The sequence below is a fragment of the Clostridium sp. CM74B_53 genome, assembly GCF_036318045.1.
Lineage (GTDB): Bacteria > Bacillota > Clostridia > Lachnospirales > Lachnospiraceae > Pilosibacter.
Window position 1 is genome coordinate 260,940 of record NZ_JAWQDE010000003.1, and the last position, 24,809, is coordinate 285,748.

Genomic DNA, 24,809 nt, shown 5'->3' on the forward strand with positions numbered 1-24,809 from the left:
TTCCCGGCAGATGTCCTTCATACAATGTTCTTCTGGTATTATTTGAATTGGCTAATTTTTTCTAATAATATATCTTTTTTATTCAGTTCTGGATGTTCGATCACAATGTTCAAAAGATACAGGAGTCCGTCTCCGATCTCTTTTCCATGTTTCAGTCCCATCGCAAGAAGATCACCGCCATTGACCGCAAGCTGTTTCAGACTTACGCAGTCCCCCGCTTCCCTGATCTCCTCAAAAAGATGCAGGATCTCCGGGACGCTCCGGTCTCCGTCCATTTTCTTTAACTGCATGGCACCGAGGAACTGGTACTCCGTAACCTTACTCAGGGCTCTTCTAATCTCGATCTTATCCGCACCAGGAGGTGTCTGAAAAACATTCAGCATGTTTTTCACGTTCCCGATCGTATCATTATCAAGTTTCAGGCCTCGTAAGATCTTCACCGCTTCTTCCGGCTTCATATGGCGCAGAAATCCGGCCCACCGGTGGGACTTATCCGCCGTGAGGGAGGAAACGCCCTTCCAGCATGTTTTAAGGATCTCCCGGTCATTCCGTTTTTCCTGCATCATGCTTCCGCTTTCTGGCTCATTCTCCCGGAGTTCCCGCTCAAAGACCTCCGGAAATCCCGGGGCCACATACGATGCGATCCCGGTCTCCTCCACCATCCAGATCTTCTCAGGATGATCCGAGAGCAGGAGTTTCGTGAGCTCCACCTGGATCCTCTCCTTGCTGACATGGACCAGGTTCGGCGCGATCTCGGCGATCGCCCGGTATGTCTCATCCTCGATCACAAAATCAAGCTGGGCGGCAAACCGGACAGCCCTTAGGATCCTCAGCGCGTCCTCCGTAAAGCGGTCCCTCGCACAGCCGACGCACCGGATCACCCGGCGTTTCAGATCTTCCATGCCCTCAAATTCATCCACGATCCCCGTCTCATGGCTGTATGCCATGGCGTTGATCGTAAAATCCCGGCGTTTCAGATCTTCCCTCAGATCCGGCGTAAATTCCACGGTCTCCGGATGTCTCCCATCCAGATATTCCCCATCGATCCGGTATGTCGTCACCTCATAGCCTTTTCCATGCTTGATGATCGTCACCGTGCCGTGCTTCAATCCCGTATCGACCGTCTTTCCGAAGATCTCCTTCACCTGCTCCGGCTTTGCAGAGGTTGTGATATCCCAGTCCCCCGGGATCCTTCCGAGAACGGCGTCCCGGACACAGCCGCCGACGATAAACGCCTCATATCCGTGGCTTCGTATATTGTCAATGATCCATTCCGCCTCATAAGGCATCTCAATTCTCACTGGTCCGGTACCTCCTTTTTCTTTATCGGAAATTTCATTTCGAAACTCCACAAGGTTCTGTCTGCACTGCCTGCCCTGCCGAACCGTTGCTCAAAAGACCGACCCGGATTTTCTTCTTACTTTGCAAGCTTCCCTAGGATCGGGATCAGCCGTTTTGCAAGCACAGCCGCCAGAATACATAAAATAAAATCCTCACCGACCGTCAGGAGGAAACAGTTGATAAACACAAGCTTCCAGCCGACACTCACGCCGAGGACAAAATTGCTGCACACATAAAAATAGATCATTCCGCAGGCATAATCCGCGAGAAGTCCCCAGAACGCGGAAAACAACAGCCAGAAGAATGATGTGCTCTTTCTGATCTCATATACACGTCCGGTCACAAAAGCAGCCGCCGCAAAGCCGATCAGGAATCCGAACGTCGGTTTTAACAGATACGCCGGTCCGCCGCCCGTCGCAAAGATCGGAAGTCCGCAGAGTCCGATCACAAGATATGTAATCACACTCGCAAACGCCCGCTTTGATCCCAGGAGCAGAGCCGCCAGCAGGACAAAGAAAAACTGCAGCGTAAAATGCATCGGCACCGGCTGGACAGGGATCGTGATCTTAAGAAAAGCCCCGACGGCGATGAGGGCTGTAAACAGCCCCCCGAGCGTCAGGTCTTTGATATCCCATCGTTTCATTAATATGCTTTGCCCCAGTAAACCATCTTGGTTGCCGGTTTGCCGCAGCATACGCAGGTATCAGCAAGCTTTTCCTGCTTGAACGGCATACATCTGGATGTAACGCCTACCTGCTCTTTTAACTTGTCCTCACACTCCTGGCAGCCGCACCACATTGCACGGATGAAGCCCGGCTTGTTGTCTGCGATGTCCTTCATCTCTTCCATGTTGTGGGCATCGTAAGTATGCGCGTCACGATGTGCTTTCGCACGCTCGTACATATCGTGCTGGATCGTCTTTAAGAGCTCGTCAACCTTCTCTGCGATCTCGCTTAATGCAACTGTGATCTTCTCGTGAGTATCACGGCGGACAAGAACTGCCTGTCCTGCCTCGATATCCTTCGGTCCGAGTTCTACACGAACCGGGATTCCTCTCATCTCGGACTCAGAGAACTTCCAGCCCGGGCTCTTGTCGGAATCATCAACTTTTACGCGGAAGTTGGAGAGAACCTCTTCCACTTCTCTTGCCTTCTCGAGAACGCCCTCCTGCTGCTGGCGGATCGGAACGATCACAACCTGTGTCGGAGCTACGTTCGGCGGGAGTACAAGACCTTCGTTGTCACCATGTACCATGATAATCGCACCGATCATACGGGTTGTCATACCCCAGGATGTCTGGTGAACATATTTTAACTGGTTATCTTTATCAGAATACTGGATTCCGAATGCCTTCGCAAAACCATCCCCGAAGTTGTGGCTGGTTCCGGACTGAAGTGCCTTACCGTCATGCATTAAGGACTCGATCGTGTAGGTTGCCTCTGCACCTGCGAACTTCTCCTTGTCTGTCTTCTGTCCGCGGACAACCGGGATCGCAAGGAAATCCTCACAAAAGTCAGCATAGAGATTTAACATCTGGATCGTTCTCTCCTGAGCTTCCTCAGCAGTCGCATGAGCTGTGTGGCCCTCCTGCCATAAGAACTCTCTGGAACGGAGGAACGGTCTTGTCGTCTTCTCCCATCTCACAACGGAACACCACTGGTTGTAAACCTTCGGAAGATCACGGTAGGAGTGGATGTCTTTCTGGTAGAAATCACAGAACAGAGTCTCGGATGTCGGGCGGACACAGAGACGCTCCTGAAGCGGCTCAAGACCTCCCTGAGTCACCCATGCTACCTCCGGTGCGAAACCTTCGACATGGTCTTTCTCTTTATCAAGTAAGCTCTCCGGAATGAATAACGGCATGTAAACATTCTTTACGCCTGCTTTTTTAAAGCGCTTATCAAGCTCATGCTGGATATTCTCCCAGATCGCATATCCGTCCGGTTTGATGACCATGCAGCCCTTTACGCTCGCATAATCACATAATTCTGCCTTTTTTACAACGTCTGTGTACCACTGCGCGAAATCGTCTTCCATGGAAGTGATGGATTCCACAAGTTTCTTGTCTCTTGCCATTGTTTTCTCCTTTATATAAAAATTCATTGTCTGCATGTCTCTCTGTTTCAGATGCGGAGAATTTCCTGTTAAAAAGGAATGTGTCCTGGCACATTCAGGCGTCTCGCGCGGTCGCTTGCGACAGCCTTCATCTTCGCGCGAGTGCGCATCTTAGGCACGCAGTGCCTTTTTGTTTCACAGGAAGTTCCATCGGAATTTCCTGTGAAACAAAAAAGGCTGCCGCTCCCCACGCAAGGGACCGACAGCCGGCGTTACCACCCAAATTAGCTTCCGCCTGTCGCGGAAACTCTCCTCTGATATCCGTTAACGCCGGATCTACGCTGTACTTAACGATGCAGTCGTTCCGCAGCAATCCCGATCTCCGTGATCTTAGCTGTCCATTACGACATTTTCCATCTCTCGCACAAAGCTCCGAGGCCGGTTCAACAACGCGCACATAAAAGCTCTCACCATCCGCTTTCTCTCTGGAATGCCGCCCTTCATCTACTTTCCCTCTTCAATGCCTGTCTGATATGCATATATGATGGATTTTAATGGATTTTCTCCCGTTTGTCAAGACTCCGCCGCGGATTTTACCGATTCAGCAAAACTCTAAAAGATCAGCTTGATCAAAAGCCATACTGCCGCGATGCATAACAGCACCAGCGCAAACGCCGTAGAAAGTCCGAACACAACAGCTCCAATCGCGACTGATACGATAAATCCAAACAGACTGAGGACCGCACCAAGAAGCTTTCCGCAGACTCCGAGGACAAGACCGACACATTTAAAGATCAACACAAGGAATACAATTGCAAATAAAATTGACATTTTTTACCTCCCGCCAGACCGCCCTGCCAGGAAAGTACCCTCCGGAACCAACGATTCCCGAATGCAAACCTGACAAAAAGCGGTATTTTTCTTCGGCTTATTATATTCCCGTTTCCTTAATTTGTAAATGAAAAGTGACATACTCCCTAGATGTGGGAGAATTCTTGCTGATTCTTGTTAAATCTCCAAATACCTGATCCTCTCCCCCGCATCTCTCTGATAAACCCGATGCGAGATTGAGATCACCGTCCGCCCCTCAGACGCACTCTTCAGCGCCCGGAGCACCATCTCCTCCGTATCTGCATCCAGATTCGCCGTGATCTCATCGAGAAGCAGGATCCTCGGTTCTCCGGCAACTGCTCTTGCGATAGACAAAAGCTGCCACTGTCCCTGAGAGAAGATTTCCGGTTTACATAACGTGTCATATCCCTGATCCAGCCCCATGATCGTCTCGTGAAGCCCCACAAGCTCTGCAGCTGCCTGAACCTCCGCATCCCCGATCGCCGCATCAAACAGCGCAATCTGGTCGCGCACCGTCCCCGGGACCATGTGGAACGACTGCTCCACATAACCAAACTTCGTCCGCTTCTCCCTGTCCGGGATCCGGTATGCCTCCTCGCCCTCGATCAGCGCCTCACCGGAATTCGGCCGGTAAAGTCCCAAAAGCAGCTTAAAGATCGTACTCTTTCCGGCGCCGGTGCGCCCCGTCAGCGTCACCTGCTCGCCTGGGTAAATTGCGAAACTTAAATTTTTCAAAACAACATGGTCATCGTAGCCGAAAGTAATATTCTTAAATTCTACACAGGGTTCTTCTTTCGATCCCCCGTGATCCATGCACGTTTCTCCCTCTGTGTTCTTCTTTTCCTTCCGCTTATCTCCGGTATCAGTCTCTCCGTCCTTTTCCTTTCCCGGCTCCGATTTTCCGGCATGGTCCGGCATGGTCTCCTTCATGTTCTCCCTCTCCGTTTTCGCCAGGAACTCATTGATCCTGTATACACCGGCAACCGCCGACTGGATCGTCTGGATCTCCATTCCGAGATTCTCGATCGGGGAGAACACCTGGGAAATATAATTGATGACTGCAACCGACGTTCCCACGGACATGCCGAACAAAGCCAGGACCTTCGCATTTCCGGACGCGGCGAGCAGCATCACGGCCGCAACGGCGACCGCGTTGAGAAACAGGATCACCGGTGAGTAGACTGCATCATAGAAGTTTGTCTTCTCGATTGCAGAATAACTCTCCCCGATATAGTCATCATACCGTTTCTCCATGTACGTCTCTTTTCCCAGCGTGTGGATCGTCCGGATACAGCGGATCGTCTCCGGAACATGGTTTGTGACACGGCTCACCGCCACACGGTTTGCAAGCTGCGCCGTGAGCATCCGCTTCTGTACGATCCTCGTGAACACAAAGATCACCGGGATCAGAATGATCAAGAGCAGTGCGAGTCCGCGGTTCTGGAACCAGATCACCGCAAAAATGCTGACGACTCTGCATGCATCCGCGAACATGCTGATGATCCCGGAGGTAAACAGCGCTTCCACGGTGTCAACATCGCCGACAAATCTGGAAACCACAGCTCCCGGTTCTTCCTTATTTAATGTGTCTGCACTCAGTCGGACAAGCTTATCGGAGAGCTCGCTCCTGAACGCATGCGTCATCTTCTGACCAAAGACAGTGAGGAAACTCTCTCTCAGGGACTCCAGCGCCCCGGTCAGGAAGATCAGCAGAAAATACTCCGCCGCCATGGAAAATCCCGAAAAATTTCCGCCGGCGATCCGGTCAATGATTTTTCCGAGAACAAGAGGCGGAAGCAGAGAAATGGCAACCGCTCCCGTCACCGTCAGAACGATCCCGATGGAAAGCCATTTTTCCCGCGTGACCGTTTTTCCGATGATCGATGCCGCACTGATATTCTTCTTTCCACTCATTGCTTTTTCCTCCTTTCCCCACCGTTTTCATTCCCATCAGACGATGATCTCCTGTTTTTCCGAATTTCTCCTGACGCCTTGTTTTCAGCTCCACATTCCTTTTTCTGCATCTCTTCTGCATCATTCGCAGACTCTTTCTCCGCAGCCTGCGCGTGATACAACTCGGCATACTGTTTATTTTCTGCCATCAGCTTCTCATGCGTGCTGCATGTTCCCGTCCCGTGTTCCATCCAGATCACCTGGTCGAACTCCGGGAACAGATACAGTCTGTGGGAGATCAGGAATACGATCCGTTCCTTCGAGAGCTCCTTCAGATGTTCAAACACCTGTTTCTCCGTGCTCCTGTCCAGAGCCGAGAACGGATCATCCAGGATCATCACCGGCTTTCCATGGCAAAGCATTCTCGCCAGGGCAAGGCGCGCCGCCTGACCGCCGGAGAGACGGACGCCGCTGTTTCCGACAACCGCATCTTCCCGGTCCTCCATCTCCCGGACCTCCTCATCAAAGCATACAGCACGCAGCCATGTCCAGACATCACTGTCATCTCCCAAAAGAACATTATTTCTGATGCTGTCGCCCAAAAGTTCCGGATCATGTCCGAGATATCCGATGAGTCTGCTCCGCTCCTGTTCCGTACAGGAGGAGAGTTCTCTGCCGCCATATGTCAGATGGCCTTCATACGGATATTCGCAGAGAAATGTCTTTCCGAGCGTCGATTTTCCGCACGCCACCGGACCCGTGATTCCGATGATCTGTCCAGGTTTCGCGGTGAAGGAAAGATCCTCAAAGATCGGCGCACTGCCCGGATAGCTGAATGTCAGATGATCTGCGGAAATGACGCCGTGTTCCGTATGACTTTCGCCTGTTTTTGCACTGAATTTTTCAGTCTGCTCTGCGATCTCATCCTCCTCCTCAGCCTGAGCAGCCCGCTCCATATACGGATGGATCCGCTTCCAGGACACCTGTGCCTTGTGGACCGCGTTGAAGAGTTTCGCCGCCTTCGAGGACTTGTCGGAAAGCTTCGTATAGCACGCGAGGAAGGTCGTAAATGCTGCGACATCCCAGCTCGTCCAGCCGCTTCCAAGGATGTTCTTAGAGCCAAAATACAGGATCATCACGGTTCCCGCCATCGCGATCACCTTGTAGACCGGCGGCAGGGCCGCGTTCCAGATATTGGCCCTGACTGCCGCACGCTCATACTCTTTCAGATGGACCTCATAATCTTCTCCCCGCTCCTTCTCACATCCGAACACCCGGTATGTGATCGCGTTTGTGATCCGGTCCAGTGTCGCTGCATTGAGTTTTCCGATCTGTTCCTTGTAAGCAGCCCCCGTTCTCTGGACGATCCGTTTCATCTTCTCCGCGATAATATAGGAAAACGGCGGAAAGATCAGTGAACAGAGTGCAAGTCTCCAGTCGTAGTAAAACAGCATTCCCATATAGCCGAGAAGCGCCACGCCCGTGTCAAAGATCTCCGTCGTGAACTTTCTCATGCCTTCCACGCAGTCGTCCACATCGGAGATCGCCTTCGTGATGACATTTCCCGCGCCCTCTTTCTCCAGCTCCACACGCGATTTATGTACCAGCGTCCGGTAGAGGATCCTCTTCATTCTCCTGTTCACATTGTTGGCAAACCGGCGCACATAAAACCGCTTGATGTATCTGGCCAGCTGCACCAGCCCGATCACAATCACGTAAGCAGACGCCAGCCGGAGCATTGCCGGGAGCCGCTCCGCCCCGCTCAGGATCCTCATCAGGCAGCCCGCCATTTTTCCTTCAAACCATGGTCCCGCCATGAGACCCAGATTGTAGATCAGTCCAGACACCGTGATCAGCGCCAGGACCTTCCATTCCTCCCGGAAATAATCCAGGATCCGGTCCGGATGAAGTTTCTTTTTATTTATGATGATCGTTTCCTCTTTTGTCATGCTTCACTGCTTGTTCCTTCTGATGGTCTGTATACCGGCCGCAGGATTCCTCTTTCTGCCGCTCTGCGACGAGCTTAGAGACCGTTTCAAACCCCGCACGCCTCTCATTTTTCGAACGCCAGTAAAGCTTATCCAGTGTCTCGCAGAATCTGTTCCTCTCGTCCTCCGGAAGTTCGGATAAAAGCCATTCATAAAAGATCGTCTCGATCTCCGCCTTTGAATTTTTTAGCTCCTCCGCCTTCTTCGTCGCAAAAAGCAGCTGACTCCGGCCGTCCGCCGGATTCGGCTTCCGTTCCAGATATCCTTTCGCCTCGAGACTCGCTGCCCGTCTTGCCGCGGCTCCTTTATCGATCTTTAACTTTTCCCGGACCTCCGTCTGGGTGATCCCCGGATTGTGGCGGACAAGATGGATAAAATCAAATTCCGCCGTTCCGATCCCCTCTTCTTTCATCGTCTGCACCGTAAATTTTCCGACCTCACGGGCGATCTTCGTCATCTTTCTCTCCGTCTGATCCATATATGATCTCCTTTCTGGCAGAATTCTTTCCGCCTGTTCAAAACGCGCTCTATGAGCTTCTCCTGCTGTTGCAGCCGTCTCCGGTCCCACCCGCAGATATGTACTTTTTAGTTGTACCATCAACCAATTTGGATGATAGTACAACTATCTAATTTTGTCAACTGCAATTTGTTTCTTTTCCTTCGAAAATAACGTCTTTCCTTTATTTTCTTAGAATTTCAGTGCAAGAAACGTATCGCAGCAAAAGAATGATATTATTTTAACAAAGTTTGCTATTTTGTTGTTGATTTTGTCCAATTTTCATGTATAATGGAATTGAAAGATATCATTATTGCCTGTAAAAATTCCAGGTAATGGTACCTGTTCAAATCTGAACATGTACAAAATTTTCATCAAATTTATGAAAAGAGGTTAGATAAGCGATGGCAAAGATTGATTTAAGCAAGTATGGCATCACCGGAACCACAGAGATCGTCTACAACCCGTCTTATGAAATGTTATTCGAGGAGGAAATGAAACCGGAACTCGAAGGCTATGAAAAAGGACAGGTCAGCGAACTCGGAGCAGTTAATGTTATGACCGGTATCTACACCGGCCGTTCACCGAAAGATAAATTTATCGTTGTGGATGAAAATTCCAAAGATACTGTATGGTGGACATCTGACGAATACAAGAACGACAACCATCCGGCTTCTCAGGAAACCTGGAAGGCAGTAAAAGATATCGCATTAAAAGAACTTTCCAATAAGAGACTCTTCGTTGTCGACGCATTCTGCGGCGCAAACAAAGATACCCGCATGGCGATCCGTTTCATCGTTGAGGTCGCATGGCAGGCACACTTCGTAAAGAACATGTTCATCAAACCGACTGCTGAAGAACTCGAGAACTTCGAGCCGGATTTCGTTGTTTACAACGCATCCAAGGCAAAAGTTGAGAACTACAAGGAACTCGGCTTAAACTCCGAGACAGCCGTTGTCTTCAATATCACAAGCCGCGAGCAGGTTATCATCAATACCTGGTACGGCGGAGAAATGAAGAAAGGTATGTTCTCCATGATGAACTACTACCTTCCGTTAAAGGGCATCGCTTCCATGCACTGCTCTGCAAACACCGATATGGAAGGCAAGAACACCGCGATCTTCTTCGGTCTCTCCGGAACCGGTAAGACAACTCTTTCCACAGATCCGAAACGTCTCCTGATCGGTGATGACGAGCACGGCTGGGACGACAACGGAGTATTCAACTTCGAGGGCGGCTGCTACGCGAAGGTTATCAACCTCGATAAAGATTCCGAGCCGGATATCTACAATGCGATCAAGCGCAACGCCCTTCTCGAGAACGTAACTCTCGACAAGGACGGCGTGATCGATTTCACTGACAAGAGCGTAACTGAGAACACCCGTGTCTCCTATCCGATCGACCATATTAAAAATATCGTCCGCCCGATCTCCGCAGGTCCGGCAGCAAAGAACGTGATCTTCCTCTCCGCAGATGCATTCGGAGTACTTCCGCCGGTATCCATCCTGACTCCGGAGCAGACAAAATACTACTTCCTGTCCGGTTTCACAGCAAAACTTGCCGGAACCGAGCGCGGAATTACAGAGCCGACACCGACCTTCTCCGCTTGCTTTGGTCAGGCATTCCTCGAACTCCATCCGACAAAATATGCGGAAGAGCTCGTTAAGAAGATGGAAAAGAGCGGCGCTAAGGCATACCTCGTAAATACAGGCTGGAACGGAACCGGAAAACGTATCTCCATCAAAGATACCCGTGGAATCATCGATGCGATCTTAAACGGCGATATTTTAAACGCTCCGACAAAAAAGATCCCGTACTTCAACTTCGAAGTTCCGACCGAGCTTCCGGGCGTTGACTCCAAGATCCTCGACCCACGCGATACATACGCAAACGTTGCTGACTGGGAAGAGAAAGCAAAAGACCTCTCCGGAAGATTCATCAAGAACTTCGCAAAATACGAGAGCAACGAAGCCGGCAAAGCACTTGTTGCCGCTGGCCCGCAGATCTGATCTTAAATTTATTGGAACTGCTTCCATTTCGCAATTTCAAAGGACGCTGCAAAATCTGCAGCGTCCTTTTTTTAATCTCAGCCGGACAAAACTCTCTCTCCTGTCCCAAGCTCTTTTTCCCGTTCCCAGCACTTCTTTTTATTGATCCTTTCTCCAGTTTTCCACTCTGTACTCTCACATAGCCCGGAAAATCCACGGTGTGATCCTGTAGCCAGATTTTCCTGTGTTTTGCTGCTGTGGCTTTCCATAAATCATAAGCCTGTAAATTTATTCTTCTGACTCCCAACAAATACAGACTGAAAGCTAAAAATCTTATTCTATTTTTTTAATAATCCTTGCAATATGGTATTTCTTATGGTATTATATCAATAACAGTTACTATTATTATTTTAGATTATTCACAAGGAGGTCCTCTATGAGCGTAAAATTCTATATCTGCAATCACTGCAAGAATATCATCACAAAAATGAACGATTCCGGCGTCCCGGTTGTCTGTTGCGGAGAGAAAATGACGGAACTGATCCCCGGCACTTCGGACGGTGCACACGAAAAACATGTCCCGGCCTTCGAAGTAAACGGAAATAAAGTTTCCGTAAAAGTCGGCTCTGTGGAACATCCGATGATGGAAAAACACTATATCCAGTGGATCCTGATCGAGACAAATTTCGGAACCCACTGCCGTTCTCTTACTCCGGAAGATAAACCAGAAGCAGAGTTCTTCCTCGCTGACGGTGAAAAGCTGATCGCAGTTTATGAGTACTGCAATCTTCATGGACTCTGGAAAGCGGAAGCATAACTCCCGCACTGCCCGAAGCTACTCTCTCATAAAAACAACGGAAGCTGCCCCGGCAGTCCTCAAAAATGCGCGTTTTAAAAAGCAGCAGCTGATATTTGATCTGCTGCTGCTTTTCTTTATCCATCTTAACTTTTTCTCCCTTAATCCACCTTCAGCGCATTCGGATAGATCTTTTTCAACACGTCATCCCCATAATGCTCATCCATCTCCTGCTGCCAGGACGATGTCGCCGGGATTCCCTTTTCCCGTTCACTGCTCCGGATCAACGCCAGTCCGGAAACCGCCATATCCACACAGAAAAAGACAAGGAGCAGCCATGTCGCGATCTTTCCAAAGCGGATCGGGATCTTCTCGATCCAGGCGGACATCACCGGGTAAACACCTTTGATCCAGACAACCGCCGCGATCCCCCAGAAAAAACAGTACAGAAGGTTGATGCGCCCGCCAAGGTTAAACGGGATCTTACTGTAGTCCCAGAATACTTTTCCGAACATGATCTCCGTCATGACGCTGCAGGTATATTCATACGCGCCTCCTAAAAATGTGCCCATAAAGAACAGAAAGCGGTCCGAATATTTCCGGTAGCGGTACAAAAGCATCGTCGCCGCCGCGAGAGCCACTCCCCAGACGATACTGAACGGGCCCCAGACAAAACTGCTCCGGCTCATCCAGATTCCTGCCGTCAGCCGGCAGAAGATCGTCTCCACGATATCTCCCAAAAATGCGCCGACAACAAGCAAAAGTGCGATCTTATAGAAACAGAGTCCGTAGGCAAAGACGGTCTTTCTCTGCTCGGCCTCGGCCTGAAGCTCCCTGCGGTAAGCCGCTTCCGGGTACGCATTCTGGATCCTTCGGTCCACCCAGCCGTAGATCCTGCGCTCAAGTCTGGAACTCACACCGGTCAGCCAGGAGTCAACGCCCTGCCACTGGCGGATCCTCCGGCTTCTTCCGGACAGGATGCACAGAGTTGCCGCGACATCCAGGATCAGGATCCCGCTGAGGATCCAGATCACAAGATGGGCCGGAGTCATCGGGATCATCCGGAATACGTCAATCAGAAGCGGCGCTCCCCATCGCATGGTGACAAATCCCAGAACGCCCCAGATCACGGAGACCGGAAAGCAGATATAGCCATCTAGATTCCATTTCACATGAGAATAGTCCCACCAGCGCTCATGGTACATTTTTTCGATCACATGACCGGCGATCCATTCCGCCAGCGTGGAAAAGATCATACTTCCAAGAAACAGCCAGATCCCCCTGAGGTCTCTGCATACCAGCATCAGTGCAGATCCGGTAATTCCATAGATCACACAGAGCGGTCCGTTTACAAGGCCTCTGTTTACAAAGCGTTTCTGCCTCACCGCCGCTGTCACGGTCTCAAGAACCCAGCCGGAAAAGCTGTAGGCAAAAAACAGCCACAGCCATTCATATCCGGAATATCCCATCCTTCATCACCTGTCCTCTCTGTAATTTCACGGCTCCCACCGCATCAATAATATCCCGCAGACTTTTTCATTCCCTCATAGCCTTCCTCTTCTTTCTCCCATCCAATCCGCCTCTCCGGCTTCGTCTGAATAGATATTTACTATTTTACCACATAATCAGAAAACCGGAAATCCAATTTCCACAAAATAATCCCTGCATCCGCAGTTACAGTTTTCTTTTATTCTGTTTCTTTCCTATTTACCTACCAAAATAAAGGATATTTTTGTAATATTTTCTCCTCCGGGATGGATCCGTCGGGAAATTTCTGATGGTATTCCGCATCCATTTCCGATTTTTCCGCCAGTATTTCACATTTGTCCGTATAGTAAAGACATTCAGATCTTGTTCTCTCTTACTTTTTCGCTCCCCTTTTGTAATCTCCCTTTTATTTTTCCGGAATCCTGTTTTTTCCTTTATAATCTCATCTGAACTCTGCATTTTTTCACGTTGTATCCAGTTTTCGCAGAATTTTATTAACCGAATCTCATTTATTTCCTTATAATAAATGGTTCATCTTTTCAAAAATTTATGTTATACTAAACAAGTTCGTGTCAAACGGACAAATACAATTTTATATCAAAGGAAGGTCTCTTATGGAAAACACCAAGAAAATCGACTGGTACACCCTGGCCTTCATGGCATTCTCCACGGTTTGGGGATTCGGAAACGTGCTGAATGGCTTCGTTTACTTCAACGGAGTACAGGTAATCTTCAGCTGGATTCTGATGTTCGCTCTCTATTTCGTGCCTTATGCCCTGATGGTAGGTGAGCTCGGCTCCGCGTTCAAACAGTCCGGCGGCGGCGTGAGCTCCTGGATCCACGAAACGATCGGCCCGAAATGCGCTTATTACGCTGGCTGGACTTACTGGGCTTGCCATGTAACTTACATCGCAAGTAAAGGAAGCGGCGGATTAAAGGCATTAAGCTGGATGGTATTCCAGAACGGCTCCACTTACGACACATTCCCGACGATCGCTGTACAGATGGCAACACTCGCTGTCTTCCTGTTCTTCTGCTGGGTTGCAAGCCGCGGCTTAAACCCGTTAAAGAAATTAGCGACGATCGCTGGTTCCAGTATGTTCGTAATGTCCATCTTGTTCATCTTAATGATGTTCGCAGCACCGGTCATCAACCCGAACGGCGGTTTCGTATCTGCTGATTACACAGTAAAAGGTCTGATCCCGCAGTTCAACGTGAACTACTTCACATCCCTCTCCATCCTTGTATTCGCAGTCGGCGGATGCGAGAAGATCTCCCCTTATGTAAATAAGGTAAAAGATCCGTCCAAGGGATTCCCGAAGGGTATGATCATGTTAGCCGTTATGGTTATGGTCTGCGCGATCCTCGGAAGTATCGCGATGGGCATGATGTTTGATCCGGCCGTCATCAACGAGAGCACAGACAGCTTCAAGTCCTACGTTTCCAACGGCGCTTACTGGTCCTTCCAGAAGCTCGGTGAGTACTACCATGTTGGCAACCTCCTGCTCGTTATCTACGCAGCATGCAACGCTATCGGTCAGTTCTCCACACTTGTATTAAGTATCGACGCTCCGCTTCGTATACTTCTTGACAACGAGGACGCAAGACAGTTCGTTCCGTCCGGCCTCTTAAAGAAGAATGAGCATGGCGCATACATCAACGGTATCAAGATGGTTATCTGCTTATCCGGCAGCATCATCCTGATCCAGTCCTTCGTACCGGGTGCTGCATCCGTTCTGACTCAGTTAAACAAACTGAACTCTGTAACCATGCCGCTTCGTTACTTGTGGGTATTCGCAGCATACATTGCTCTCAGAAAATCCCTCAACAAGTTCAACCCGGAGTACAAATTTACAAAGAACCAGACAGTTGCCCTTGTTGCAGGCGGCTGGTGCTTCTTCGTAACCGCAGCTTGCTGTCTCCTCGGAATGTATGTTGAAGGCGATATCGCTTCCACAGCATTAAATGTAATCACACCGGTAGTGCTCACAGCACTTGGTCTGATCTTACCGGAGATCAAAAAGCGCGAGACTGCGAAAGCAAAATAAGTTTCATCTAAAAAAACGTGTGAAAATGAGTAATCATTCTTCACACGTTTTTTATTTACACAAACAACGAGCCAAAATCCACGCTTGCGCGATACCTTGGCGACTGTCTCTTTTTTCACACCTCTTCGATCCGGTGCAGCTCCCACACTCTCACATTCACCGGCTCAACAGCGCCTCCACAGTACGGGCAGACACGGTCTCCAAGTCCCGCGATCGGAGCCCCGCAATGCGGACAGCTGACGCCGATCGCAGTCTCTCCGTCCCTGATCTTCGTGATATCCTGGATATAGACGAGTTCCATATTAAAGCGGTGCTGCTCTTTTTCCCGCTCCACATTTTTCTTTCTATCCGGCGTCCTTAATGTATGCAGATACTCCACAGAGGACTGGATCCTGATCCTGCACTTTCCCGGGTTTTTGTCATATCTGGAGATCTCCGTCTGATGGACATGGATCGCATCAAATTCTTCCCGGATCTCCTTCTCCTCCATCTCCTCGATCTTCAGCCGCACCTGATCCTTTAAGGACACAGACACCTTTCCGAGGTAAGAGAGATCCCGGTGTTCCAGTGCCTCCAGAAAGCCCTTTAACTGATTCTCACACCTCTGTTTCCACTCCGGCCAGTGGAATTCCGGGAAATCCTTCTCAATCCGCGGAAGTTCCACCCTCGTCATTCCGGACACCGACTTCGGTGTATCGTCCTCCAGCGCTTCCTGACGTTTCAGCCCTTCGATCAGATTCGAGGTTCCGAAAAATTCCCGCGAAATCTGCCGGATCTTAAACATCACAAAAAAGAGAGCTCCGATCAGACCCAGCCCAGTCACGATCGCAACGATGAGGATCGCGTTTCCTGCTGTCATATCGTTTCCTCCTACTGTAAGGAATCCTCCAAACAGACCCCTTTCGTTATCGTGGTTTCACCATGTATTTTCAACTGCTGACCACATAGACAAAACAGGGCAGCCTGCCAGAGTTTCACTCCAACCGCCGCCCTGAAATCACTTATTATTTATTTAAATAATCAATCGCAGTCTGCGCTAACAGAGAAGAACCTCTCCAGAGGATATCCTCGTCCACATCAAAACGGCTGTTATGTAACGGCCATACCGGATCCTGATCCTGTTTAGCGGTACCGAGCCATACAAACGCGCCTTTCTTCTCTTTCAGATAGAAGGAGAAGTCCTCCGCCGGCATAGCCGGGAGTTTTACATCCACAACATCATCTTTGCCGAAGAGCTTGATTGCTGTATTGCGGATCAGCTCAGCGTCCTCCTCATGATTTACAAGTGCCGGATAGCCGTGGCCATAGTTGATATCAGCAGTTGCACCGGACTGTAAGCAGAGACCATCGAGAGTTTTTCTCATAGAATCCTCGATCATCGCGCGGGTGTCCTCATTTAATGTACGAACGGTTCCATCCAGTGTACAGTCACCTGCGATAATGTTGTATCTTGTTCCTGCGTTAAAAATACCGAATGTCACAACAGCATTGTCAAGCGGATCAACTTTTCTGCTGACGATGGTCTGTGCGGCCATAACGAACTGGGAACCGAGAACAACAGCGTCAATACCCTGATTCGGTTTTGCGCCATGGGCAGTCTTACCATGGATATTGATCGTAAAGTGGTCTGTTGCAGCCATTAACGGGCCTGCCTTCACCCCGATCTTGCCGTGCGGAAGATCCGGCCATACATGAAGACCGAATACAGCTTCCACATCATCCATATATCCGGAATGGAGCATTCCTCTGGATCCGCCAACCGGAGACATCTCCTCCGCAGGCTGGAAGATCAGTTTCACCGTTCCGGCGATCTCTTCTCTTCTCTCACAGAGAAGCATTGCAGCACCAAGAAGACCCGTCATGTGGTTGTCATGTCCGCAGGCATGCATAACACCGTCATTCTGGGACTTATAAGGAACCTCATTCATCTCCTGGATCTGTAATGCGTCCATATCCGCACGGAGAGCAACGACTTTACCCGGTTTCTTTCCCTTGATAACTCCGACTACACCGTATCCGCCGACATTTTCATATACTTCGTCGCATCCCATCTCCTTCAGATACTCTGCAACCTTCTTTCCGGTTCTTTCCTCATGCTGGGAAACCTCCGGGTGCATGTGAAAATCTCTTCTGATTTCAGATAATTTCGGCATGAAAGCCTTTGCTGACTCCGTAATTGTGCCCATTTTTATGTCCTCCTTATTTTTGAAGTCTTAATGAAAAGAACCCGGCGACAGTCCGTCTCCGGGTTCTTCTGAGTTCTCTGAATTATAAACCAAGAGCCTCTTTAACTTTAGCAACGATATGAACACCGATGTCCTTAGAAGCATCTACAGACTGAGCACCGATGTGCGGGGATACGATGAAGTTATCGCACTCGAACAGCGGGCTTGCGAATGTATCGTTACCTGTTAAGCCGCTGCCTGCAAGTTCGTTCTCCATAACGTCTGCTGCGTAGCCGCCGATTCTGCCCTCTTTCAGAGCTTCATACATATCAGCCTCGTTTACGATACCGCCACGGCTCATGTTAAGAACAACAGCGCCGTCTTTCATCTCAGCGATGGATTTCTTATTGAAGAGATTCTTTGTCTCCGGTGTCAGCGGTACATGGATAGAGATGAAATCAGCAACCTTGATCAGCTCGTCGATAGAAGCCTTTGTTGCGCACTGCTGCTTAAATACGTCGTCCGGAAGGAACGGATCGTAAGCAACGATGTTCATCTTGAATGCACGGCCAAGCTCACCTACACGCTGACCGATACGGCCAAAGCCCATGATACCAAGAGTCTTGCCTCTCAGCTCGCGGCCTTCGAATTTATATTTATCCCACTCGTGTTTTACTTTTACATCGTAGTTTGCTACGAATGTTCCACGGGAGATATCTAACATCTTGGAGAATGTCAGCTCAGCAACTGCGTTTGCATTTAAGCCCGGTGCGTTGAATACCTGGATTCCTTTGGATTTTGCGTAATCCATATCGATGTGGTTTAAACCAACAGAGCAAACACCGATAACCTTTAAGTTCTTTGCAGCATCGATGATCTCTTTGTCGATCTTCGGGTCTACACGCATGATCAGGACATCAACATCACCGATCTCTGCAATAAGCTCCTCTTTGCTGCACGGAAGATTAGCAGCTGTCTTAACATTCATAACTTTGCTGAGTTCCTCAGCGATTCCACCCCATACTTTGTCGATAATAAGACAATTCATAATAAAAAACTCTCCTTTCAGGACAATGTTCCTTTCCTCCATCAACCACATGGAGGATCATACCCCGTACTCATCTATTTTACTTGAAGTACATTATTTTGTAAAGTATTTTCGCGAATTTGATTTATTTTCTTAATAAAGAATATTTTATTCCCATTGAGCATTTTGTGAATAAAATGTTCTTTTTCCCCGCTTCTGCTTTACTGTTTTTCTCTCACAGACAAATATCCGGAATCTGCACCAAACATTCCCATATATTTCATTTTTCTGCAAAAACAAACAGTAAATTCTCTCATCAGCAGTAATTCTGATCCATTTTCCAATAAATCAGAAAAGGGATGCCGTCGGGCACACTCCCCGACAGCATCCCCTATATTCAGTACCTAGTGCCCTTATGCAGTTTTTAGAAACCGCGGGCTTCGATATCCGAGGTTCGCTTCAAACTACCAAGCGATACCCTGAGCCATCATAGCATCTGCAACCTTCTGGAAACCAACCATGTTAGCACCTGCAACCAGGTTGTAACCAAGGCCGTACTTCTCAGCGCACTCAGCAGAACCATCATGGATCTCTGTCATGATCTGATGAAGCTTATCATCAACTTCCTTAGCTGTCCAGGAGATTCTCTCGCTGTTCTGGCTCATCTCGAGAGCGGATACAAGAACACCACCAGCGTTAACAGCCTTAGACGGAGCAACAACCATGTTCTTCTGATCCATTAAGAATCTAAGAGCTTCGTTTGTTGTCGGCATGTTAGCAACTTCGATGTAGTACTTGATGTTGTTAGCAACGATTCTCTTAGCCTGTGTAAGGTCTACATCGTTCTGTGTAGCACACGGCATGATGATATCAACTTTCTCGCCCCACGGCTTGTCTCCAGCTACGAACTTGCAGCCGAACTTATCAGCGTAGTCCTGAACTTTGTTACGTCCAGAAGCTCTCATCTCAAGCATGAAGTCGAATTTCTCTTTTGTTGTAATTCCGTCCGGATCGTAGATGTATCCATCCGGGCCAGAAAGTGTAACAGGCTTAGCACCTAACTCAGTTAATTTCTGTACAACGCCCCAAGCTACGTTACCGAAACCAGCAACTGCAACTGTCTTACCCTCTAATGTGTCATGCTCATGTTTCATAACAGACTCAAGGTAGTAAACAGCACCGAAACCTGTAGCTTCCGGACGAATTAAGGAACCACCGAAGGAACGAGCCTTACCTGTTAATACGCCGTTCTCGTAAGCTCCTCTGAGTTTTCTGTACTGACCGAACAGATAACCGATCTCACGTCCGCCAACACCAAGGTCACCAGCCGGAACATCGACATCCGGACCAATGTGACGATATAACTCTGTCATGAATGCCTGGCAGAATCTCATAACTTCTCTATCGCTCTTGCCGTTCGGATCAAAGTCGGAACCACCCTTAGCGCCGCCGATCGGAAGTGTTGTTAAGCTGTCTTTGAATGTCTGCTCGAAACCTAAGAATTTCATGATGGAAAGGTTTACACTCGGTGCGAATCTTAAACCTCCCTTGTACGGTCCAATTGCTCCGTTGAACTGTACACGGTAACCTGTATTTACATGAATGTTTCCGTTGTCATCCTCCCACGGAACACGGAACTCGATAACTCTCTCCGGGATTACCATTCTCTCAAGAAGGGCAACCTTCTCATACTCCGGATGTGCATCTACAACCGGACCTAAGGAAGATAATACTTCTTCTACAGTCTGGCAGAATTCCGGCTCGTTAGCGTATTTAGTTTTTACGTCCTCAATTACCCTCTCAACATACTTGCTCATCTCGCAAATACCTCCTTAAATGTTGGTTCTTAAACCCCTGTGCCATTTTGCACTAATAAAAGACTTTCCTTTGCTCGTGAGTCTCAACCAAGTCCTTAATTGGATTTCCGAGAAAACTTTTGTATCTTTTGTATATACAGTTTAAATACCATATATAATACGTTGTTTTCACTATGTATACAGGATTTCTCGCTGCATCACGCGATCCGAAAGCTTCTGTATTTCCCTCAATACGGATCTTTCGAATCCCTTGATTTATTTAAGACTCATTTTGCTTACGTCCTTTATTTGTCTTTATTCTAACATACCCTTTTGACTTTGTCAACAATCTGTGGTACGATTCTTACAAAAGCCGATTTATCGACATAGCTGTCGTTAATAACATGTCTTTATATCATTTTTTCATATATAAAAGGAGGTTCGGCCATGATCAGTATCAGCATCATAAGTCCTTTAAAATCAATGGCTGTCATCGATAAAGCGATCGAACACAACGATTTCGGATGCGTATTTCACAAGTATGTCTACGAGAGTCTGGAGGAAATTAAGGACATATATGACCAGTGTAAAGACATCTCGGATGTCCTCTTCTTCTCCGGTGAGCTCGGATATTCCTATATTCTGATGCATGTGGACGATCTGAAAGTCCCCTGTACCTTTATTTCCTATACAGAGAAGACGCTCCTGTCCATTCTTTTAAATTTCGTGATCCATTACCCGGATGTTCCGCTGAACAGGCTTTATATCGATTTTCTGACTCCGGTCAATGATTTCATGAATCTGAAAAAATACCTGGATCCGGAGCACATGCCCTACTGCTTTGAAAATCCCGTCTATAATTATGAGACATTAAAGGAGCGCGCCGTAGAGCTGTGGAAAGATAAGAAGATCGACATGATGTTTACGAGAACAACTAATCAGCTGGAGGTCCTCAATAAACTCCAGATCCCGTACATCCACTTTCTTCCGACCGAGGAGATGGTCCGCGACTCGATCCGCCACGCGGTAAACTCCATCCGCTTAAAGCAGAAAAGCCAGCTCAACAAGCTTGTGATCCTCATAAAGCTTGTCTATCCGGATAATATTTCTTCCCAGGACCGGGAATATCTGGAAATCACACTGCACAAATATCTCCTGGATTTCCGAAAGGAATACAATTACGATTTCGCCATTCACGCCATCTCTAACCGGTTCGAGCTTGCTCTCGACAGTGATCTCTATAAGAGCAGTTTCAGCAGGATCCAGGATCTCATCGCTTTCCTGGACCAGAAGGGCGACCTCGAATTCCGTCTCGGTGCCGGATTCGGAAAATCATTGGGTGAAAGCCATTACCAGGCAGATCTCGCACTGCAGGAAGCAGTCAAATACGGAAAGAACGATGGTTTCGTCATCTCCGGCGAGGACAACGCTCTCACAGGACCGCTCTCCCTCACCAGATCCTTAAACTACAGTTATTCCAACACGAAAGCGCTTGATTACTCCCAGAAGAATGGGATCAATGAGAGTAATCTCTTAAAGATCGTCGGTCTCTTCCAGATGGATAAAGACACGGTCATGACAGCCGCCTCCCTCTCCCAGTGGCTCAATATCACAAGCCGCAGCTGCAACCGGATCCTTCAGCAGCTTCTCGACTCCAATTTAATAGAAGAGATCGAGTCGCAGAAGCAGGAGGGAAAAGGCCGTCCGACAAGGCAGTACCGGTTCTGCAAGGGCAATTTTATACGGACGTTTTTCTGATCTTCATGCCAAATGCTTGGAAATAAAAAAGAATGTGCCGAGACACATTCTCGCGCCGAGCGCGGTCGCTTGCGACAACCATCATCTTCGCGCGAGTGCGCATCTTAGGCACGCAGTGCCTTTTTGTTTAACAGGAAGTTCCATCGGAATTTCCTGTTAAACAAAAAAGACACAGCCGGGACTGCATCCTCTCCCGGCTGTGTCTTTTTATCTTCCTATTAAAATATTTCCCGGCACACTTCTTTGCAGTTGCTCTCTTATGCTAATGCAGCGAGCTCTTTTCCAAGTGCCTTGCAGTTTGCAAGTGCATCGTCATCCGGTGTTTCCTGGCAGATCACGCCCTCACCACCGACAACAGTTGCGCCTGCAGCTTTCATTCTGTCTTCCCAGTCTCTCATCCACTGGCCGTCTCCCCAGCCGTAGGAACCAAACAGACCGATCTTCTTACCAGCAGCGAAAGCCTCAACTTCTGTTACGAACGGCTCCATCTCGCCTTCCTCAAGAACCTCAGCTCCCATTGCCGGGCATCCGAGTGCGAAAGCGGAAGCTTCCTTTAAGTCATCCATGGAAACGGAAGAGATATCTGTGACAACAGCCTCTTTTCCTGCCTCTGTGATTCCTTCGCCGACTGCTGCAGCCATAGCAGCTGTATTTCCTGTCTGGGACCAGTATGCAACAATAACCTTATCCATTTTTGATTTCCTCCTGAAATTTGTTTTGCGGTAACCCGGACCTCGCCGTCCGCCGCTTTTATAATTGGAACCGGCGGTATTTAAGATGCCGCCAGGATATCCCTGATTTCATTCCCGTTTCCGGTCATGCCGATCACATAATCTCTCGCCTGATCGTAAGCTTCAAATGTTTTTAATGTATCTTCCAGATTTCCATATACTTTCCAGTATCCGGAGTACAGAAAATCTCTGCCTTCTTTTTCGATAAATCCTTCCACATCCACCGGCGGATAGCCGAGGACAAGTCCGATCTCATGCGGAAATCCGCGCTTTCCGTTCATATGATCCTGATAAGCATCCGCGATCCTGTTCAAAGTTTCTTCCAGATCCGGGTTTTCATACCCGAAAGATGTCATCAGTTTTTTTACATCTTCGCGCTCCAGGTATGCCGCAAGCATTCCCGGACGATATAAAAGGATGGATAATCTTCCCTGAAATTCGTAGAGCACTCTGCAGCAGACCGGTGATCCTTCAAAGATCCGGAGCACTTCCTCTTTCTGATCTGAGCGCACATTCAGGAGATTTGATAATTTGATCCCTGTGAGAAGCGGCGCGCACTGCAAAACAACCTGCTTCTTCGTTCCGTTCACCGGGAGCTTCTGTACTGCCCCGAAGATCTCTTCGCTCATGCGTATACCGCCTTTCTGAACATCACGCGCTATGCTTTTCGAGGATTTCAGCCAGTGCTGTTCCGCTGCTCGTATGACAGCGGACGATATCGGTACGGTCCTCATCCACCTCGTCCAGTACGCAGCGTACCATCTTGTGGGATACCGTATTTGTAAACAGGATCAGAAGATCCGGTCTTCCGATCAGCTTATCGAGTCCTGTCTTCATCTGGGTAAAAACTTTCGCTTTATATTTATGATTTTCACAAATTTCTTTATACTGTCTGACCATGCGGTCATGTCCGCCGATAATAACAACGCTCATGTAATATTCCTCCTTTGCCTAAAGGTTAGTTCCGTCTAACTGATGATATAAGGTTAGCATAAACTAACTTTAATGTCAATATCTGCTATTGAGAGTTTTTCTCATTAGTTAGTTTTAGCTAATCGTATGGTTCTATCGCATTTATCCCGCCACGCGAAATGGCAGCGAACAGCCCGATCACTCATGCTGCCGATCCGGACTTTTCGGTTCAAAAATCTTTATAGATTTTCAAAAACAGCTGACTTGAAAAAGTAAATTCCAGTGAAAAAGTAAATTCCACCGCTCTTTTAAAAGTTGCTTATAATCTAGTGATTTTTAAGAAGAAAAGCGGAATCTATGCTATAATACAAGTAATCTATGGCGAAATTTTCTGTTTTTCTGTATGGCAAACAAGCTGCTGGAGGTCGGTGTGCACGACTAAATTCCACCAGCCACATTTGAAAAATGTGAAAAGTTTACTTCCAGTCTGACAGCAGATTTCTTCATGGGTTAGTGGTTATAGCGGATCAGCTTAGGTGTTAAGATGACTTTGTCAGGGTCAATACGCCTAAGCTGAAATGCTTTTAAGACGTCTTCCCCAAAAGCCTCCAGGGCGACATCATACGGTGTACGCCCATTCAAACTCTCCCGCGGTGTTGAGTTGATGTGGCTGGTGATTAGATTCACATCCCATTGAGTCAGGAATTCAAAGGTAGTTCGTTTCGGCAGTATCATGCGGAGCATGGTGTGTGCCTGTTCAATGCCGCCTTTCTGTCCGCTTCTCATGGGATCACAGTAATAAATGTTGGTTCTCTGGATACCGGTAACACCGGTTTCGAGAGAATCAGGATCACCGAATTCAGCGCCTCTGTCGGTGAGGATATATTCAAACAGAGTCAGGAAATCGAAGGTACCAAAACGCTTTTCTAAACGGTCCAAAACGAGTCGTACAGATCCTTCCGTATTCCGGTTCATGAGGAACGCAAGAAACAGCTTTTCCCTTGTAAAAAAGAAGGTAAGCAGTGTTTTAGAGGAACCAACAGCGGAGTGGACGGTGTCCATCTCTACAAAAGATTCCAGGTGCAACTGTTGAAAATCAGCGTAAGTTCTGCCATTAAAGACACGGCGGTCAGATATCTGTGATTTATGGACTTTTCTGGGTTTAAACTTCACTTTACGTTTCAGATCAACGTTTCTGGCAGTCAGAAGTCCCATATCAAGGTAGTTGTAAACGCTGCGGACGGAAAGATTCAATTCCGGATGGTTTGCAACGATCTGGTAAGGAGACTGGCCCTGATCGATCAGAGGAGTGATGATCTTATCCTTTTTGTGGAGTTCCTGTCTGGTCATAGCGATTCCGGACCTGGAATCCTTGAGACACTCCCGGTATTTCCGATCAGCGAACCTGGCATTGTAGGTATATTTGTGGGCAATCGTACAATGATTGATCTTTTTACTGCATCCATTGCAGACGT

The 24,809-nt window shown here is 48.3% G+C and carries 20 protein-coding genes and 1 other annotated feature; of the genes, 4 read left to right on the forward strand and 16 right to left on the reverse strand.

All coding sequences use genetic code 11. The features are described from left to right. Positions 1-38: 38 nt before the first annotated feature. From V2546_RS04165 to V2546_RS04195, 7 genes are all read right to left on the reverse strand, one after another. A complete protein-coding gene (locus tag V2546_RS04165) occupies positions 39-1,301 on the reverse strand; it encodes a CCA tRNA nucleotidyltransferase (protein ID WP_329751613.1) in 1,263 nt (420 codons plus the stop codon). Positions 1,302-1,417: 116 nt separating this feature from the next. Continuing rightward, entirely contained in the window at positions 1,418-1,984 is a 567-nt protein-coding gene (locus V2546_RS04170; protein WP_118298805.1) for a biotin transporter BioY, read from the reverse strand. After that, positions 1,984-3,417 (reverse strand): proline--tRNA ligase, encoded by a 1,434-nt coding sequence (gene proS / locus V2546_RS04175; RefSeq protein ID WP_118321528.1) that lies wholly within the window; start codon positions 3,415-3,417, stop codon positions 1,984-1,986. The genes V2546_RS04170 and proS overlap by 1 nt, the downstream gene beginning before the upstream one ends. Positions 3,418-3,647: 230 nt before the next feature. Further along, positions 3,648-3,926: a binding site (T-box leader), on the reverse strand. 82 nt (positions 3,927-4,008) lie between these two features. Further along, on the reverse strand, positions 4,009-4,227 hold the full coding sequence (locus V2546_RS04180) for a hypothetical protein (protein WP_329751614.1): 219 nt from the start codon (positions 4,225-4,227) through the stop codon (positions 4,009-4,011). A 177-nt stretch (positions 4,228-4,404) separates the two neighbouring features. After that, positions 4,405-6,162 carry an ABC transporter ATP-binding protein gene (locus V2546_RS04185; protein ID WP_329751615.1) on the reverse strand — a complete coding sequence of 586 codons (1,758 nt, stop codon included), beginning with the start codon at positions 6,160-6,162 and terminating at the stop codon, positions 4,405-4,407. Then, entirely contained in the window at positions 6,159-8,090 is a 1,932-nt protein-coding gene (locus V2546_RS04190) for an ABC transporter ATP-binding protein (RefSeq protein ID WP_329751616.1), read from the reverse strand. Before V2546_RS04190 ends, V2546_RS04185 begins: the two co-directional genes overlap by 4 nt. After that, positions 8,059-8,607: a MarR family winged helix-turn-helix transcriptional regulator gene (locus tag V2546_RS04195; RefSeq protein WP_215703119.1), complete on the reverse strand. Its 549-nt coding sequence runs from the start codon at positions 8,605-8,607 to the stop codon at positions 8,059-8,061. The genes V2546_RS04190 and V2546_RS04195 overlap by 32 nt, the downstream gene beginning before the upstream one ends. Before the next feature lie 422 nt (positions 8,608-9,029). On the opposite strand from V2546_RS04195, the gene pckA reads away from it, so the two are divergent. Then, positions 9,030-10,634 (forward strand): phosphoenolpyruvate carboxykinase (ATP), encoded by a 1,605-nt coding sequence (pckA, locus tag V2546_RS04200; RefSeq protein WP_118298810.1) that lies wholly within the window; start codon positions 9,030-9,032, stop codon positions 10,632-10,634. Positions 10,635-11,049: 415 nt separating this feature from the next. Continuing rightward, on the forward strand, positions 11,050-11,430 hold the full coding sequence (locus V2546_RS04205; RefSeq protein ID WP_118298811.1) for a desulfoferrodoxin family protein: 381 nt from the start codon (positions 11,050-11,052) through the stop codon (positions 11,428-11,430). A gap of 140 nt (positions 11,431-11,570) precedes the next feature. Here V2546_RS04205 and V2546_RS04210 read toward each other — a convergent pair whose 3' ends face one another. Then, on the reverse strand, positions 11,571-12,878 hold the full coding sequence (locus V2546_RS04210; RefSeq protein ID WP_118529350.1) for a putative ABC transporter permease: 1,308 nt from the start codon (positions 12,876-12,878) through the stop codon (positions 11,571-11,573). 633 nt (positions 12,879-13,511) lie between these two features. Between V2546_RS04210 and V2546_RS04215 the strand changes: the two genes are divergently transcribed. Continuing rightward, complete coding sequence (locus V2546_RS04215; RefSeq protein WP_142410929.1) at positions 13,512-14,945, forward strand: amino acid permease; 1,434 nt, start codon at positions 13,512-13,514, stop codon at positions 14,943-14,945. 115 nt (positions 14,946-15,060) lie between these two features. Here the strand turns inward: V2546_RS04215 and V2546_RS04220 are convergent, their stop codons facing one another. The 4 genes from V2546_RS04220 to gdhA form a co-directional block, all read right to left on the reverse strand. Further along, positions 15,061-15,804: a zinc ribbon domain-containing protein gene (locus tag V2546_RS04220; protein WP_329751618.1), complete on the reverse strand. Its 744-nt coding sequence runs from the start codon at positions 15,802-15,804 to the stop codon at positions 15,061-15,063. A gap of 145 nt (positions 15,805-15,949) precedes the next feature. Beyond that, complete coding sequence (locus V2546_RS04225; protein WP_117512827.1) at positions 15,950-17,131, reverse strand: M20 metallopeptidase family protein; 1,182 nt, start codon at positions 17,129-17,131, stop codon at positions 15,950-15,952. 82 nt (positions 17,132-17,213) lie between these two features. After that, complete coding sequence (locus tag V2546_RS04230; RefSeq protein WP_118529347.1) at positions 17,214-18,158, reverse strand: D-2-hydroxyacid dehydrogenase; 945 nt, start codon at positions 18,156-18,158, stop codon at positions 17,214-17,216. A gap of 443 nt (positions 18,159-18,601) precedes the next feature. Then, on the reverse strand, positions 18,602-19,954 hold the full coding sequence (gdhA, locus tag V2546_RS04235; protein WP_118529346.1) for an NADP-specific glutamate dehydrogenase: 1,353 nt from the start codon (positions 19,952-19,954) through the stop codon (positions 18,602-18,604). 426 nt (positions 19,955-20,380) lie between these two features. On the opposite strand from gdhA, the gene V2546_RS04240 reads away from it, so the two are divergent. Continuing rightward, complete coding sequence (locus V2546_RS04240; RefSeq protein WP_329751619.1) at positions 20,381-21,691, forward strand: hypothetical protein; 1,311 nt, start codon at positions 20,381-20,383, stop codon at positions 21,689-21,691. A gap of 257 nt (positions 21,692-21,948) precedes the next feature. Here the strand turns inward: V2546_RS04240 and V2546_RS04245 are convergent, their stop codons facing one another. The 4 genes from V2546_RS04245 to V2546_RS04260 all read right to left on the reverse strand — a co-directional run. Next, positions 21,949-22,383, reverse strand: a complete 435-nt coding sequence (locus tag V2546_RS04245; RefSeq protein ID WP_118298820.1) for a flavodoxin — start codon at positions 22,381-22,383, stop codon at positions 21,949-21,951. Between the two features lie 80 nt (positions 22,384-22,463). Continuing rightward, positions 22,464-23,051: a DUF3793 family protein gene (locus V2546_RS04250; RefSeq protein WP_182426708.1), complete on the reverse strand. Its 588-nt coding sequence runs from the start codon at positions 23,049-23,051 to the stop codon at positions 22,464-22,466. A gap of 22 nt (positions 23,052-23,073) precedes the next feature. Next, the gene (locus V2546_RS04255; RefSeq protein WP_118298822.1) at positions 23,074-23,355 is read right to left on the reverse strand and encodes a DUF2325 domain-containing protein; all 282 of its coding nucleotides are present in this window, start codon (positions 23,353-23,355) and stop codon (positions 23,074-23,076) included. A 489-nt stretch (positions 23,356-23,844) separates the two neighbouring features. Beyond that, positions 23,845-24,809: IS30 family transposase (locus tag V2546_RS04260; protein ID WP_329751620.1), on the reverse strand; the 965-nt coding region annotated here is incomplete at its 5' end.